General features: G+C 67.1%; 15 protein-coding genes. 6 read left to right on the top strand and 9 right to left on the bottom strand.

Features of this window, described 5'->3' with window-relative positions:
- The first annotated feature begins 101 nt into the window (after positions 1-101).
- Positions 102-569 (top strand): SET domain-containing protein, encoded by a 468-nt coding sequence (locus tag CRO39_RS17275; RefSeq protein WP_097123211.1) that lies wholly within the window; start codon positions 102-104, stop codon positions 567-569.
- 443 nt (positions 570-1,012) lie between these two features.
- Positions 1,013-3,241: a DUF5916 domain-containing protein gene (locus CRO39_RS17270; protein WP_097123210.1), complete on the top strand. Its 2,229-nt coding sequence runs from the start codon at positions 1,013-1,015 to the stop codon at positions 3,239-3,241.
- A 13-nt stretch (positions 3,242-3,254) separates the two neighbouring features.
- Here the strand turns inward: CRO39_RS17270 and CRO39_RS17265 are convergent, their stop codons facing one another.
- The 9 genes from CRO39_RS17265 to fusA form a co-directional block, all read right to left on the bottom strand.
- The gene (locus CRO39_RS17265; RefSeq protein WP_097123209.1) at positions 3,255-3,863 is read right to left on the bottom strand and encodes a DUF1439 domain-containing protein; all 609 of its coding nucleotides are present in this window, start codon (positions 3,861-3,863) and stop codon (positions 3,255-3,257) included.
- A gap of 3 nt (positions 3,864-3,866) precedes the next feature.
- Positions 3,867-4,439 (bottom strand): DUF1439 domain-containing protein, encoded by a 573-nt coding sequence (locus CRO39_RS17260; RefSeq protein ID WP_097123208.1) that lies wholly within the window; start codon positions 4,437-4,439, stop codon positions 3,867-3,869.
- A gap of 56 nt (positions 4,440-4,495) precedes the next feature.
- A complete protein-coding gene (locus CRO39_RS17255; protein WP_097123207.1) occupies positions 4,496-5,089 on the bottom strand; it encodes a hypothetical protein in 594 nt (197 codons plus the stop codon).
- Positions 5,089-5,733, bottom strand: a complete 645-nt coding sequence (locus CRO39_RS17250; RefSeq protein WP_097123206.1) for a LysE family translocator — start codon at positions 5,731-5,733, stop codon at positions 5,089-5,091. The genes CRO39_RS17255 and CRO39_RS17250 overlap by 1 nt, the downstream gene beginning before the upstream one ends.
- Before the next feature lie 50 nt (positions 5,734-5,783).
- Positions 5,784-6,137 carry a DUF3861 domain-containing protein gene (locus CRO39_RS17245; protein ID WP_425479728.1) on the bottom strand — a complete coding sequence of 118 codons (354 nt, stop codon included), beginning with the start codon at positions 6,135-6,137 and terminating at the stop codon, positions 5,784-5,786.
- Between the two features lie 73 nt (positions 6,138-6,210).
- Complete coding sequence (locus CRO39_RS17240) at positions 6,211-6,723, bottom strand: M23 family metallopeptidase (RefSeq protein ID WP_425479732.1); 513 nt, start codon at positions 6,721-6,723, stop codon at positions 6,211-6,213.
- An 88-nt stretch (positions 6,724-6,811) separates the two neighbouring features.
- The gene (locus CRO39_RS17235; protein WP_097123204.1) at positions 6,812-7,468 is read right to left on the bottom strand and encodes a tellurite resistance TerB family protein; all 657 of its coding nucleotides are present in this window, start codon (positions 7,466-7,468) and stop codon (positions 6,812-6,814) included.
- Positions 7,469-7,768: 300 nt separating this feature from the next.
- The gene (locus CRO39_RS17230; RefSeq protein ID WP_097123203.1) at positions 7,769-8,167 is read right to left on the bottom strand and encodes an HU family DNA-binding protein; all 399 of its coding nucleotides are present in this window, start codon (positions 8,165-8,167) and stop codon (positions 7,769-7,771) included.
- 262 nt (positions 8,168-8,429) lie between these two features.
- The gene (fusA, locus tag CRO39_RS17225) at positions 8,430-10,490 is read right to left on the bottom strand and encodes an elongation factor G (RefSeq protein ID WP_097123202.1); all 2,061 of its coding nucleotides are present in this window, start codon (positions 10,488-10,490) and stop codon (positions 8,430-8,432) included.
- Positions 10,491-10,822: 332 nt separating this feature from the next.
- On the opposite strand from fusA, the gene CRO39_RS17220 reads away from it, so the two are divergent.
- The 4 genes from CRO39_RS17220 (at position 10,823) to CRO39_RS17205 (ending at position 14,565) form a co-directional block, all read left to right on the top strand.
- Positions 10,823-11,260, top strand: coding sequence for an OsmC family protein (locus tag CRO39_RS17220; protein ID WP_097123275.1), 438 nt, complete (start codon positions 10,823-10,825; stop codon positions 11,258-11,260).
- Positions 11,257-11,961 carry an alpha/beta fold hydrolase gene (locus CRO39_RS17215; protein ID WP_162125799.1) on the top strand — a complete coding sequence of 235 codons (705 nt, stop codon included), beginning with the start codon at positions 11,257-11,259 and terminating at the stop codon, positions 11,959-11,961. The genes CRO39_RS17220 and CRO39_RS17215 overlap by 4 nt, the downstream gene beginning before the upstream one ends.
- Positions 11,962-12,030: 69 nt before the next feature.
- Complete coding sequence (locus CRO39_RS17210) at positions 12,031-12,714, top strand: glycine zipper 2TM domain-containing protein (RefSeq protein WP_097123201.1); 684 nt, start codon at positions 12,031-12,033, stop codon at positions 12,712-12,714.
- Positions 12,715-12,894: 180 nt separating this feature from the next.
- Complete coding sequence (locus CRO39_RS17205) at positions 12,895-14,565, top strand: amidohydrolase (protein WP_097123200.1); 1,671 nt, start codon at positions 12,895-12,897, stop codon at positions 14,563-14,565.
- The last annotated feature ends 28 nt before the right edge of the window (positions 14,566-14,593 follow it).

Raw genomic sequence — 14,593 nt, 5'->3', positions numbered from 1 at the left:
CTGCGGTCATGCCTTGGCCCCGGCGCAATCGTTGCCGCAGGGCTTGGGGGATCGGCCCGCATGAGCGAGAATCGTCGCTCGTTCACCCTCACGGCCCACCTATGCCCCGCAAGATCGAAGCCCGCAAGTCCGACATCCATGGCAATGGCGTTTTCGCCATCGCACCGATCAAGAAGGGCGAGCGCGTCGTCGAATACAAGGGCAAGCGCCGTACCCATGAGGAAGTGGATCGGGACGACACCGGCGATGTCGAATCCGGGCACACCTTCCTGTTCACGCTCAATGACGACTATGTCATCGACGCCAACCACAAGGGCAACAAGGCGCGCTGGATCAACCACAGCTGCGATCCCAACTGCGAAGCGGTCATCGAGGAACACGACGGCAAGAACCGCAAGAAGGACAAGGTCTTCATCGAGGCGATCCGCAACATCAAGCCGGGCGAGGAACTGACCTACAACTACGGCATCACCCTGAGCGAACCGCACACCGCGCGGCTGAAAAAGGTCTGGGAATGCCGCTGCGGCAGCAAGAAGTGCACAGGGACCATGCTGCAGCCGAAGAAATAGGCGCTTCTCCCACGCTCGAAGAAAGGCCTTCCGAAGCCGCGGCCTGCCACATCGCGCAAGGCGACGACCGGCAGGGTGGGGTGCGGAGGGCAGGCCATGGGTGAGCCAAGGCGGTTGGCGCGGCACTGCCGCGCGCCTTGGCGAACGCCCGGCGCGCTGCGCCGGGCCGGTTCGGGCCGCGAAGCGGAACGAGCCTGCGGCCCGACGTAAAGACACGACGTCGTCAGGAGGGCGGAGCGACCCCACCTTGCCGGACGGCGACTCTTACCGAAGCCGATATCCCCGGAGTAACTAGAGAACCAACCCCGACCGCGCGGCGGTACGCCGGGTCGGATGCGGCCAGGGAGCAAAAGGTTGCCATGACTAACGCCAGTCGGTGAATCCCGGTGCGGGCGGTAGTGTGCGCAGCCAGGGGCACGAGCCCGGAAGGGAAAAATCCACCGATGCGTTTCACCCGTTTGAGTCTGTCCATGCTGATGGCGTTGTCCGCGCCAGCTCTGGCGATCGAAGTCGATGGCCGCATCGACCCGGCCGAATGGCAGGGCGCGCAGCACATCACCGATTTCCGCCAGGTGCAGCCGCTGACCGGAGCGCCCGCCTCGCAGCCGACCGAGGCCTGGATTCTGGCGACACCGGATGGTCTGGCCATCGCATTCAGGAATGTGCAGCCAGCATCGGTGCCGCGCACCCGCCAGCGGGTGCAGCGCGATTTCGACGAACAGGTCGATAGGGTCAATCTGATGATCGACTTCGACGGCGATGGCCGCACCGGCTACAACTTCACCGTGTCCTCGACCGGCGGCATCTCCGATGCGGTGATCACCAACCAGAACGAGTTCAACGACGACTGGGACGGCAACTGGCGGCATGCGGTCAGCGAGGACGCCGACAGCTGGTCGGTGGAGATGCTGATTCCCTGGTACATCGCGCCGATGCGCAAGGCGAACGGCGGTACCCGCACGATGAAAGCCTATCTGGACCGGGTGATCGGCTCGACCGGCGAGCGCTCGGCCTGGCCGGCCGCCAGCTATGAGCGCCCGCGCTTCCTGTCCGAGTTCAACCGGATCGAAGTGCCGCAGTACAGCCAGGCGCTGCTGGCCGTTACCCCGTACGTTTCCGGCCTGTACGACAACGTCGGCGGCAGCAGCGACTACGACGGCGGCGTGGACATGTTCTGGAAGCCCAACGGCCAGTTCCAGATGACCGCGACGGTCAACCCCGATTTCGGCCAGGTCGAAAGCGACGACCTGGTGGTCAACTTCAGCGCCACCGAAACCTTCATCAGCGACAAGCGCCCGTTCTTCACCGAGAACCAGGGCCTGTTCGAATACACCACGCCCTCGGACTACAGCCAGTTGCTGTACACGCGCCGCATCGGCGGGCCGGCCGACGACGGCCAAGGCTCGGGCGACATCACCGCGGCGGTCAAGATCAACGGCAGCCTGGGCCAGACCAAGTACGGCCTGTTCATGGCCGACGAGGCCGATGAAGTCGGCCGCTCGTTCCGCGCGCTGCGGCTGGTGCGCGACCTCAGCCAGCAGAACCTGGGGCTGATGCTGACCCAGGTCGATCGCCCGTACTTCGATCGCGAAGCGACCGTGCTGGGCGTGGACCACAACTGGCGGCCGACGCCGCGCTGGAACGTGCGCACCCGCGTGTTCGGCAGCCGCATCGACGAGGCCGGGGACCGCCACAGCGATCTGGGAGCGACGCTGTGGGCCGATTACGAAATGGACCGCGGCTGGCGCCAGCAGTGGATCGCCATGCATTTCGGCAACGACCTGCAGATCAACGATGCCGGCTACCTGTCGCGCAACAGCACCAACTATCTGCACTGGGAAGTGCGCAAACGCTTCGCCGAGCAGCCGCAAACCTCGCGCTACTCTTCCAAGGAATGGCGCTGGCGGGCCAGCAGCAACCACAACAATCGTGGCGAGCACCTGAGCGATCAGTTCCGCATGAGCCGCGAAGGCAGGCTGCGCAACGGCAGCTACGAGTACGCGCAGATCAACATCAACAGCGCCGGCGTGGACGACCTGCTTACCCGCGGCCATGGCTCGTTGAAGGTGCCATGGCGCTGGAACGCCTATTACGAGTTCCAGCGCCCGCGCAAGGGCAACTGGGCGCATGAGCTGGAAGCCGAACTGATCACCGGCGGGCTGTCCGGCAGCGACAAGGTCGGCTATTCGTTCGACTACCAGGCCACGTACTTCATCAGCGATGCCTTCAGCGTCTACGGCGGCGTCTACGGCGATCGCACGCCGGACTGGCTGGTGTGGCAGTACGACAACCTGATCGGCAGCTTCGACGGCCGCGAATGGCATATCAATGCCGGCATGAACTGGAACATCGGCAGCCGCCAGGAACTGCGGGTGAAGCTGCAGGCGCTGGCGGTGGACGCGCGGCAACGCCAGGCCTACCGGGTGATGGCCGACGGCGCCGCCGTCCGCAGCGACGAAGCCATCGACGATTTCAACCTGACCCGGCTGGGTTTCCAGATCCGCTACCGCTACGAACTGGCGCCGCTGTCGTATCTGTACGTGGTCTACGCGCGCGGCGGTTCGGCACTGGAGCGGCAGCGCGACGACATCAGCGGCCTGCTGCGCGACAGTTTCGAATTGCGCGACAACGAACAGTTGCTGGTCAAGCTGGCATACCGGTTCGAAATCTAGCCTGCGCGCCGGGCTATTGGCTGCTGCCGGACATCGCCGCGCCGATGTCCTGGTTGAAACGCACCACCACCCGACCGTTCTCGATGCTGGTGGACTGCACCTGCAGCTCGCCGAGCAGGGCGCGGGTGGCGTCATCGAGCTGGTACAGCGGTTCGTCGCGCGCGTAGTCGGCCAGCCACAGGTTGATCAGCATCTGCGTGCGCGAATCGACGCGCTGCCCCGGCGATGCGGGCTGTATGCCGTCCAGGGTGGGCTGATCCAGCAGCAGCGCCATCCGCTGCGGGTCGTAGCGCAGGCCGCTGCTCATCGACAGGCGGCCGACCGGCGTCGGCGCGCTGCCGCCGCTGCCGGCCGCGGCCGAGAATTCCAGATGCAGGCGCTGGCCGTCGGCCGGAATCGAGATGACCGGGTCGCTGACCGTCAGCGTCAGCAGCCCGCCCAGCGTTTCGTGCTGCTGCGGGAACTCGCCGGCCAGGAACTGCTGGATCTGAGCGGCACCGACGCTGGCCTGGTTGCCGGAAATCTCCGGCAGCGACTGCGCCATGGCCGGCAACGCCAGCAGCCACGACAGCGCCAGGCCCAACAGTGCGGTGGAGCGGGAGAGGGGGGAAGTCTTTTTCATGGATTACCTGTCCAGATGCACGACCACCAGGCCGTTTTCGATATCGGTGCTGCCGATGCGCTTGCCCGACGGCAGCCGCGCAAGCAGATCGCTGTCGATGCGGTAGACCGGTTCTTCGCGGGCGTATTCGGCCAGTACGGCGTTGAGCAGCTCGCGGGTGCCGCCCTTGATCAACGAGCCCGAGCCGGGCACTTCCATGCTGACGATCTCCGGGTTCTGCAGATGCAGTCCGCGCGTGGCCGGGTCGTAGCGCAGGCTGCTGGCCAGGGCAAAACGGCCGCGGCTCACTTCGCCGGCGCCCACGGCGCGCACGCCGACATCGAAATCCAGCCGCAGGCGGTTGTCGCCCGGCGGAATCGTCAGCTTCGGATTGGTCAGGGTGGCCGAAACCAGGCCGCCGAGCTTGTCGAACTCGCGCGGGAAGCTGTTGTTGAGATAGCGCTGCAGTTGCGGCGCGGTGAAATTGATCTGATTGCCGAAGATGCCGGAAACGGTGTTGAGCGTTCCGCAGGCGGCAAGCGCCAGCAGAGCGAATGCGCAGAAGGCGGCGGCGGACCAGCGGTGTCGTACAGGCATGGAGGGCGGCGATGACGGAGTTGCCGCCACCTTAGCGGGCCGGCGTGAACCCAGCCTCAATCGATGCGCGGTTGCAGCGAGGCGGAGGTGATTTCCCAACCGCTGCCGTCGACCTTGCGGCGCAGACGGTACCAGCCAACCAACTGGCGGCTGGCGCCGGAGTCCAGCGTCACCCGCAACTGCACGGGCACTTCCACGGCGCGCGAGGGAAGCTCGTTGTCCAGCGGTTGCGGCCGCTCGTTGCGGATGCGCAGTGCCTGCATGTCTTCCAGCGCGCGTACCGGGTAGTCGTCCGGCCGCGGCGGCGGCTTGCCGCCGGACCAGTAGGCATCGGCCTTGCTCCAGTCCCTGGCGCCGACTGCGCCCAGATAGCCATGCAATTGCGAAACCGCCTGCGACATCGCCTCCGCCTGCGCCTGCCGCTGCGCCAGGGCGGCCGCATCCTCCGGCCCGGTCGCGGCGGCATCCGAACCGGCCGGCTGCACGGATGCCGGTGGCGCACTGCCGGCTTCGCTGGCCGGCGGTTGCGGCGCGCAGGAGCAGCCGTACAGGCTGCCCAGCAGCAACATGCCCGCACCCAGGTGCAGGCGCTTCATCGACGTTCCGCCGCGATGACCCTTGTCGGGCACCTGTTCCTGCCGGGTGTTCATCAGTTGCGCTGCTGCACGGCCAGGCGCAGGCCCAGGGCGATGAACACGCTGCCGGTGAGCCGTTGCTTCCAGCGCGCGAAGCGCGGATGGGAGGCGCGGCGACCGAAACGGCCGACCAGGTAGGACAGCGCCAGGCTGTGGGCCAGGCCGATGAACGACAGCAGCACGCCCAGGATCAGGAACTGCAGCGGCACCCATCCGCGTTCCGGAGCGACGAATTGCGGCAGGAAGGCCAGGAAGAACAGCGCGACCTTGGGATTCAGCACGCCGGTGATCACCGAGCGCAGGTAAAGACTGCGGGCGCTGCCGGCGACCGGCTGCGCCGGTTCCTGCCCGGAAGTCGGTGGCGGCGCCGTGGCAGGTTCGCGCCAGTTCTTGATGCCCAGCCAGATCAGGTAGGCCGCGCCGGCGTACTTGAGCAGATCGAAAGCCATCGCCGAGGTCGCCAACACCGCCGACAGGCCCAGGCCGGCGGCCAAGGCGTGGATCAGCGTGGCCGTTTCCAGGCCGATGGCGGCTTGCGCGCCGCGCCTGCTGCCGCCGTTGAGGGTCTGCGCGACGATCCAGGCCGTGCCCGGGCCGGGAATCAGCACCAGCGCGGTGGCGGCGGCGATATACGCGAACAGGGTGGCGCTGTCGAACATGGGCGCGTTATGGAATGAGCGGGTTCAGGCAAGCATACCTGGCGATTGCTCTAGGCGGTTCCATTGTCGCGGTTGCGTTGTTTCAGGCCCTGGATGAACCCGGGCATGTGCGGGCGCAATGGCGCGAACAGGTCATCGCTGTCCTTGCGGTGCTGCAGCATCAGGCCGCTGAGCAGCTTGGTGCCGACCACCAGCGCGGCACGTTCGTCGCCGCTGAAGCCGCGCTGGCGCTGGGTGGCCTCAAGGATGCGCATCCAGTCGTCGTGGCAGGAGTGTTCGAACTCGATCGTGCAGCGGCCGCTGCATGGCTGGCCGTCGGACTCGACCGGAGTGACTGTGATTCGGTAGCGGTGGGCGTTGTTGGCCATGGCGGCGTCCAGCGATTGCGGATGGGGCCGGACCAAGATAGGCGCCGCTCCGCGGCTGCACGAGTGCCACCGCCGCGATGCACTGTTCCAGCGTCGCCAGCGGGCGCGTTCAGCGCGGCAATGGCTGGCCGGCGTGCGCACGCAGCAGCGGTAGCGGGTCGTAGGCGCCTTCGCTGCCGTAAATGCCGTAGTGAAGATGCGGCGGGGTGCCGCGTGCGTTGCCGGTGGTGCCGACCGTGCCCAGCACGGCGCCGGGATGGACGCGGTCCCCCTGCTTCAGGCCTGGCGTCCAGTCGTCCAGATGGGCGTAGTAGTGGCGTTGGCGTGCAGGCCCCAATACCCAGACCTGGCGTCCGCCGAACCCGCTGTCGCGCACCGCGACCACCACGCCCTGGGTTGCGCTGACGACCGGGGTGCCGCGGGCGGCGAAGATATCCACGCCGTCGTGGCTGCGATCCGTTCCGCGTTGGGCGCCAAAGGTGTCGGCCACGTGCGCGGCGGCAACCCCTTGCACCGGCATCGGCAGCGACGCCGGCGGTGGCATCCGCGAGAGTTCCCAGAACGCGCGCGGGGTCGCCATGAACGGTTGCCGCCATGCCCAGGAAGCGGTGAGCGCAAGCACGGCAAGCGCAAGCGCCCAGGCGACCGCGCGTGTGGCAGCGCGCCGGTAGTCGGTGCGTCTTTCGCGGGGGACGGCCACTGGCGGGGGATCAGCGCTGCGTCGGTTGCGCCGCTACCTGTTGCTGCAACTGCAGCTTCAGGCCGTCATCCAGTTTCAGCTGGCGCGCCAGTTCGTCCAGGTAGGCGCGTTCCATGAAGTTCTGTTCGTCCGCCGCCAGCAGGCTGGCCAGGTACATCTCCGCAGCGATTTCCGGCGTACTGGCCGCGCGCGCCACTTCGGCCGGGTCCAGCGGCTTCTCCAGTTCGGCATGCAGCCATTGCCGTACTTCGGCATCGGCGTCAATACGGGCGAATTCGCCTTCGATGACCGCGCGCTCCCGCGCGTCGATATGGCCATCGGCCTTGGCCGCGGCCACCAGCGCCTTGAGGATGGCCTGGCTGTGCAGTTCGGCCTGTGGCGGCGCCAGGCGATCGACGGTCTGCGGCTGCGCGCCGGCGGAAAACCCGCCCTGCTGGCGCTTGTAGTCGCCATAGGCGCGGTAGGCCATCATGCCGATTGCCGCCAGGCCGCCGTAGGTGGCCAGCTTGCGCGTGGTCCGGTTGCTGCCGAGCAACAATCCCAGCGCGCCGCCGCTCAGCGCGCCTTTGCCGAAGTCGGTATCGAGCACGCCGGCCGGCCCGCTGCCGGTCTGGCCGCCGCTCTGGGCGGACTTGAGCAGATGATCGAGAAAACCCTGGATTTTCATGCGCGCACCCTTGTTGTGGCCTCAATGGCTATAGCTGCGGGCGGAGCGGCCTGTCGTCAAGCATGACCGATGGCAGGGATGTTCCTGCTGTAGTGGACTTCGACAAGAATCTTGCGGGAGCGATGTCAGTCGCGATGGTCTGCCGGTAAGGCCTCTTCACGACTGGCCGGTACTGGCATGCCTGCACCACTGCCCGGCCGAAGCCGCTATCCACCAGGATTCGGAAAAGAACCCCAAAAAAAATCGGGACGGTATGACCGTCCCGATTCTGTGCTGCGTGTTGCGCCGGAGATCCGGGGATCAGGCGGCAGCGTCCTTGAGCTTCTTCAGCGGACGCACCTTGACCTTGACCGAAGCCGGCTTGGCGGCGAACCACTGCTCTTCCTTGGTGAACGGGTTGATGCCCTTGCGCTTGGGCTTGGCCGCAACGGCGACAGAGGTGATCTTGAGCAGGCCCGGCAGGGTGAAGCTGCCAGCGCCCTTCTTGCTGATGGAGGCGTGGACGGCGCTTTCCAGCGAAGCCAGCACGGCGCGGACATCCTTCGCGGCCACGGAGGTGGCTTCGGCGATGTGGGCGACCAGGCCGGACTTGCTCAGGGCTTCCTTGATCGGCTTCGGTGCGGCCGGCTTTGCTGCGGCCTTCGGTGCGGCTTTCTTGGCGGCCTTCTTCGGCGCGGCTTTCTTTGTGCTCTTTGCCATAAATGTCCTGTCTTGCACTCAGTAGGTGGGTAATCGGGCCGATCGCATCGGCATGCGAAATGTAGGGCAAAGCCAACGCGCCGCCAAGAGCAAAAGCGAATAAAAATGGGTTTTTCGCCTATTTTTTTTGTTCCGGGCAGAAAAAGCCGCGGAAGCGGGCTCAATTGCCGCTTCCGCGGCGGGCAGGAGTTGCCCGCCGGATTGCGATGTTGCAAAGCGGAAACGCCGTTCCTGCCGTCCGTCGGATTCCAGCGGCAGCCCATCAATCCTCATCGGCTTTCGGCTTGTAGGCTTCGGTCAGCTTCTGCTGCACATTGGCCGGAACCGGCTCGTAGTGGCTGAAATCCAGGCTGTAGCGCCCGCGGCCGGCGGTCACCGACTTCAGTTCGGCGGCATAGCCTTCCAGCTCGGACAACGGGACCTGCGCCTTTATCACGATCTCGCCGCGCACCGAATCGGTACCGTTGATGCGCGCACGCTTGCTGGCCAGGCCGCCGGTGATATCGCCGACCTGCGCTTCCGGCACGCTGACTTCCAGATCCACCACCGGCTCGAGCACCTGCGGCCGGGCCTTGCCGATCGCATCCAGGAAGGCCTTCTTGCCGGCGGCCACGAACGCCACTTCCTTGCTGTCGACCGGGTGGTGCTTGCCGTCATGCACGATGACCCGCACGTCCTGCAGCGGGTAACCGGCGATGGCGCCGCCGCTGAGCACCTGGCGCACGCCTTTTTCCACCGCCGGCATGAACTGGCCGGGTATCGTGCCGCCCTTGACCTCATCGACGAATTCGAACCCGGCGCCGCGCGGCAACGGTTCGATGCGCAACGACACTTCGCCGAACTGGCCGGCGCCGCCGGTCTGTTTCTTGTGCCGGTGGTGGCCTTCGGCCCTGGCGGCGATGGTTTCGCGATAAGCGATGCGCGGCGGCCGCGTCTTCACTTCCACCCCGTAGCGATCCTTCAACCGCTCCAGCATCACCCGCAGGTGCAGATCGGACAGCCCGCGGATGACGGTTTCGTTGAGTTCGACCAGATGCTCGACCTGGAACGCCGGATCCTCCTCGGCGAGCTTCTGCAGCGCGTTGGACAGCTTCTGTTCCTGGCCCTTGCTGGCGGCCTCGATGGCCAGGCCGAACATCGGTTTGGGAAAGTCGACCGGCGCCAGGTGCAGATGATCCTCGTCGTGGCTGTCGTGCAGCACGGCGTCGAAATGCAGATCGTCGATCTTGGGCACCGCGGCGATGTCGCCGGGCACGGCCTGGTCGATTTCCACATGGTCCTTGCCCTTGAGCTTGAACAGGTGGGCCACCTTGAAAGGTTTCTTGCCGTCGTCGACGAACAACTGGCCGTCCTTCTTCACCGTGCCCTGGTAGACGCGGAAGATGCCCAGCTTGCCTACGAACGGGTCGTTGACGATCTTGAAGACGTCGGCGATGACATGCGCATCGGCATCGGGTGTGGCGATGACCGGCTGGGTGCCGCTGCCGTTGGTTTTCCGGAACGGCGGCGGGTTGGCCTCGCCGGGGTGCGGGAACAGCCGTTCGGCGATGTCCAGCAGTTCGGCGACGCCGACGCCGGTGCGCGCGGAAACGAAACACACCGGCACCAGATGGCCTTCGCGCAGGCATTGTTCGAAGGCGTCATGCAACTCTTCGCCGGACAGGCCGTCTTCGCCCAGGTCCAGGTAGTGCTCCATCACCGTCTCGTTGATCTCCACCACCTGGTCGATGATCTTCTGGTGCCAGTCGGCAACCGGCCCCAGGTCCGATTGGCCGGCGGACTGGCCGAAGCAGTCGATGACGCGGTTGCCGCCGTCGGCGGGCAGATTAAGCGGCAGCACCTCCGGGCCGAACTGCTCGCGAAGTTGCGCCAGCATGCCGGCGCAATCGGCGCTTTCGTGATCGATCTTGTTGACGACGATGGCCCGGCACAGGCCGCGCTGGCGTGCGCGCTCCATCAGCCGGCGGGTGCCATGCTCGATGCCGGTATTGGCATCGACGACGATCAGCGCGGTCTCCACCGCCGACAGCGCCGACAGCGCCGGGCCGCGGAATTCCGGATAGCCGGGGGTGTCGATCAGGTTGAGATGGATGGCCCCGCCGTTGCCGGGTGCGTGATCGATGCTGGCGATGGCGGTGTCGATGGAGTGGCCGCGGACTTTCTCCATCGGGTCGTGATCGGAGACGGTGGTGCCGCGTTCCACCGTGCCTGCCGTCTGCAGGGCGCCGCCGGCATGCAGCAGGGCTTCGAACAGGGTGGTTTTGCCGGCGCCGGGGTGGCCCGCCAGGGCCACGTTGCGGATTTGCGGTGTGATGTAAGGCATGAGGCCGTTTCTCCCAGGGTCGCTGATGCGTGGGTCGAAGGGCCGTCATGGCTGTCCGGGCAGATCGCGACCCGTGAGCGGCAGCGCTGCGGGCGGTCATGGCGGGTTTGGAGTTTGCTGAGGTTTCCCGGGCAGGCCGCGTTGAGTCTGGCCGCTGGCCAGGCCCAACCCGCAGGAGCGCATTTGCGCACCCGGAGCCGCGTCATCGCCCCGGAAACATCAACGGTCCCTAGCATCGGCATCGGCGGCGGCGCGGTCAAGCCGCAGTGCGGTACGCGGCATGAACATCTGCCGGTGTAAGCTGCCCTTCCCACGTGAGCGAGGACGATGCCATGGCTTTGAAACGATTCGCCGATGCGGTCTGGAACGGCGACCTGCAGTCCGGCAAGGGCAGCATAAGCACGCCGCAGAGCGGGCTGTTCGATGCGCAGAACTATTCCTTCAAGACCCGTTTCGGCGACGAGAAGGGCACCAATCCGGAAGAACTGCTGGCCGCCGCCCATGCCGGCTGTTTCAGCATGGCGCTGTCGGCGGTGCTGGGCAAGGCCGGTTTCACTCCGGACAGCATCCAGACCCGCGCCGAGGCGACGATGGAACCGGGCATGGATCCGGGGCCGACGGTGACCGCCATCAAGCTGATCGTGTCGGCCAGGGTGCCGGGCATCGATGCCGGCCAGTTCGAGGAACTCGCCCAGCAGGCCAAGGCCGGCTGCGTGATCTCGCGCGCGCTGTCGGTACCGGTATCGCTGGAAGCCGCGCTGCTGGAGTGACCGGTGGTCCGGGCCAGTGGAGCGCCCTGCTGATCCACGGCGCCGGCGGCGGCGGCTGGGAATGGCGGATCTGGCAGGGCGTGTGGCAGGCGCATGGACTGAACGTGCATGCGCCCGATCTGCAACCTGCGCCCGAGGGCCTGGCGCGAACCGGCTGGCAGCACTACGCCGCACAGATCCGCGACGCGCTGGCGATGCTGCCGCATCCGCGGGTATTGGTGGGCGCAAGCCTGGGCGGGCTGCTGGCCGCCAGCCATGCCGGTGCCGCCGATGCGTTGATAGCGGTGAACCCGCTACCGCCGGCACCGCTGCATCGTCGGCTGCCGCCACGGCAGTGGCCGGATGTGGTGCCTTGGGGCATGCAGGCGCGCCTGTTTTCGACCCGCCAGGCGATGCCCGATGCCGATGACGCTACTGCGCTGTTCGCGTTCCGCCATTGGCGCGACGAATCCGGTGCGGTGATGCGCATGGCCGCCGCCGGCATTGACGTCCCGGCGCCGGCCTGTCCCGTGCTGGTGATCGCGTCGACGCGCGATGACGATGTGCCGCCCGCGCTCAGCCGCGAGCAAGCCGCGGTGTGGCAGGCCGATTTCCTGCAATCCCCGGCCGGCAGCCACGTTGGCCCGTTGCTTGGCGATAGCGCGGCCGGTACCGCGGCGCAGGCTGTCGCATGGGTAAACAGGCTGGCGGTCGCCGGCTGAATTCAGTCCGCTTTCACGCGGACGCCACGACGATGCAGGCCTGCGCCGCTTCGGCGCCGGGAGTCGACCATGAAGCCTTTGTCCGCCGGCCTGCTGATTCTGGCCCTTGCCTTACCCGCGCTGGCATCGGCGCAATCCTCGCGCTACTACCCGGCCGACCACGGCGCCGAATACGACTATGCGCGGGTGATCCGCGTCGACCCCATCATCGACTACGACCGTTACCGCAGCGCCTCCACCGAGCAGCGCTGCTACTACCGCCAGGCCGACCAGGTCTATGCCGGCGGCGACGGCTATTACCGCGATGACGATTACTACGGTGACGGCTATCGCCGCGACGGCTACGGACGCGACGGCTACGGTGATGGCTATCGCCGCGACCGGTACGGCACCGGCAACGAAACCAGCCGCACCGTCGCCACCGTGCTGGGCGGCATCGCCGGCGCGGTGCTGGGCAGCAAGATAGGCGATGGTAGCGGCCGCTATGTCGGCACCGCGGTCGGTTCGATGGTCGGCGGCATGGCTGGGCGTTCCATCTACGACAATTCGCAGCGCAACCGCCAGCAAAGCCAGCGCGGCGTGGTCCGCGTCTGCGACCCGGTACCGGCCAACGATTACTACGGCGGCCGCGACGATGGGCATGTTTCAGGCTACGACGTGACTTACGAATATGCCGGCCGTACCTACCGTACCCGTACCGACCACCACCCGGGCGACCGCATCCGCGTACGCGTGGACGTGCGGCCGGAGTGAGCGGCAGCGCCATCCGCACCGACAGGGGCCGCAAGGCCCCTTTGTCGTTTTCTACCGATGTGTCGCTGCGCCATACCCCTCGCATCGGCCACTCCGGCCGAATCCCGGCGTCAGCCGGTTCTTGTGCCCGCGCGATTCCGCACGCATAGTCGCGGCGGTCATCCGAACGGGAGCATCGGCATGCGGCACTTTCTCTGCGGTCTGGCACTGGCCATCAGCGCTGTCGCGGCCAACGCCGCCGAACCCGGCATCACCGTGCTCACCGCCGCGCGCATCCATACCTCCAACCCGCAGCAGCCGCAGGCGGAGGCGATCGCCTGGGACCGCAGCGGACGGCTGCTTGCGGTGGGCAGCGCGCAAGAACTGCACGCCCGCTATCCGCAGGCCAGCCGCATCGACAAACCCGGGGCCACGGTGATTCCGGGCCTTATCGACGCCCATGGCCATGTGATGGGGCTGGGCTACGCGTTGATGCGCGCCGACCTGACCGGGACCCGCAGCAAGGACGAAGCCATCGCCCGCCTGCGCGAGTACGAAAAGCAACTGCCGGCCGGCGCCTGGCTGCAGGGCGGCGGCTGGGATCAGAACCACTGGCCGGGCAAGGCGTTCCCGACCGCAGCGGATCTGGATGCCGCTTTCCCGGATCGCCCGGTCTGGCTGGAACGCGTCGATGGCCACGCCGGCTGGGCCAACTCGGCCGCGCTGAACGCTGCCGCCGCCATCGCTGCGCAGCCGCTGGAGGGCGACTGGCACCCGCAAGGCGGGCGCATCGAGCGCATCGATGGCCAGCCCAGCGGCGTGCTGGTCGACCGCGCGATGGATCTGGTCAACGCCGCCATGCCTGCGCCGGATGACGCGGTGCGCGAACAGGCGCTGCGCACGGCGGTGCGGACGTTGGTCGGCCACGGCCTGACCGGCGTGCACGACATGGGCGTCTCGCGCCAGGACCTGGCATTGATGAAAAAATTCGCCGACGCCGGCCAGCTGCCGTTGCGCATCAACGCCTATGCCGATGGTGCCGGCGAGGCGCTGGAGGATCTGTGTGCGGATGGCCTGTACCGGCACCCGGGCGGTCGCCTGCAGATGCGCGGCGTCAAGCTGTACATGGACGGCGCGCTGGGCAGCCGCGGCGCGGCGCTGCTGCAGGACTACAGCGACGATCACGGCAACCGCGGTCTGTTGCTGACCGAACCGGCTGCGCTGGAATCGGCGGTGCGCAAGGCGCGCGACTGCGGCGTGCAGGTGGCCACCCACGCCATCGGCGACCGCGGCAACCGCATCGTGCTGGACACCTATGCCGGCGTGCTTGGCGACGATGGGAAAAACGATCGCCGCTGGCGGGTCGAGCACGCGCAGGTGGTGGCGCTGGAGGACATTCCGCGTTTCGCGCCGCTGGGGGTGATCGCTTCGATGCAGCCGACCCATGCGACTTCGGACATGCCGTGGGCGCAGGACCGCGTTGGCGCGCAGCGCATCGAGGGAGCCTATGCGTGGCAGCGGTTCCTGGCCAGCGGCGCAAAGCTGGCGCTGGGTTCGGATTTTCCGGTGGAATCTCCGGATCCGCGCCTGGGCCTGTATGCCGCCGTCACCCGCCAGGACCGCGAAGGCCAGCCGCCGGGCGGCTGGCTGCCCGCGCAGAAGCTGAGCCCTTCCGAAGCCTTGCGCGGCTTCACCCGCGACGCCGCCTATGCCGGCCGCGACGAAACCGAAGTCGGGCAACTGGCCCCGGGCCTGCGCGCGGATTTCGTGATGCTGGCGCAGGACCCGCTGAGCGTGCAGGCCCAGGCGCTGGACGATCTGGAAATCTTGTCGACCTGGGTGGATGGCCGGGCGGTGTTCGAGGCGCGATAGCCGGCGCCGCTCCGGTGGATGGAGTGCG

Source organism: Pseudoxanthomonas wuyuanensis (assembly GCF_900215535.1).
Classification (GTDB): domain Bacteria; phylum Pseudomonadota; class Gammaproteobacteria; order Xanthomonadales; family Xanthomonadaceae; genus Pseudoxanthomonas_A; species Pseudoxanthomonas_A wuyuanensis.
Note: the sequence above shows the minus strand (reverse complement) of the source record. Positions and strands in the feature narration are given on the sequence as shown.

Coding starts and splice junctions, on each gene's coding strand:
- CRO39_RS17205 (WP_097123200.1), top strand. CDS start 12,895: ATGCGGCACTTTCTCTGCGGTCTGGCACTGGCCATCAGCGCTGTCGCG.
- CRO39_RS17220 (WP_097123275.1), top strand. CDS start 10,823: ATGGCTTTGAAACGATTCGCCGATGCGGTCTGGAACGGCGACCTGCAG.
- CRO39_RS17265 (WP_097123209.1), bottom strand. CDS start 3,863: ATGAAAAAGACTTCCCCCCTCTCCCGCTCCACCGCACTGTTGGGCCTG.
- CRO39_RS17270 (WP_097123210.1), top strand. CDS start 1,013: ATGCGTTTCACCCGTTTGAGTCTGTCCATGCTGATGGCGTTGTCCGCG.
- CRO39_RS17235 (WP_097123204.1), bottom strand. CDS start 7,468: ATGAAAATCCAGGGTTTTCTCGATCATCTGCTCAAGTCCGCCCAGAGC.
- CRO39_RS17255 (WP_097123207.1), bottom strand. CDS start 5,089: ATGAACACCCGGCAGGAACAGGTGCCCGACAAGGGTCATCGCGGCGGA.
- CRO39_RS17210 (WP_097123201.1), top strand. CDS start 12,031: ATGAAGCCTTTGTCCGCCGGCCTGCTGATTCTGGCCCTTGCCTTACCC.
- CRO39_RS17250 (WP_097123206.1), bottom strand. CDS start 5,733: ATGTTCGACAGCGCCACCCTGTTCGCGTATATCGCCGCCGCCACCGCG.
- CRO39_RS17260 (WP_097123208.1), bottom strand. CDS start 4,439: ATGCCTGTACGACACCGCTGGTCCGCCGCCGCCTTCTGCGCATTCGCT.
- fusA (WP_097123202.1), bottom strand. CDS start 10,490: ATGCCTTACATCACACCGCAAATCCGCAACGTGGCCCTGGCGGGCCAC.
- CRO39_RS17275 (WP_097123211.1), top strand. CDS start 102: ATGCCCCGCAAGATCGAAGCCCGCAAGTCCGACATCCATGGCAATGGC.
- CRO39_RS17230 (WP_097123203.1), bottom strand. CDS start 8,167: ATGGCAAAGAGCACAAAGAAAGCCGCGCCGAAGAAGGCCGCCAAGAAA.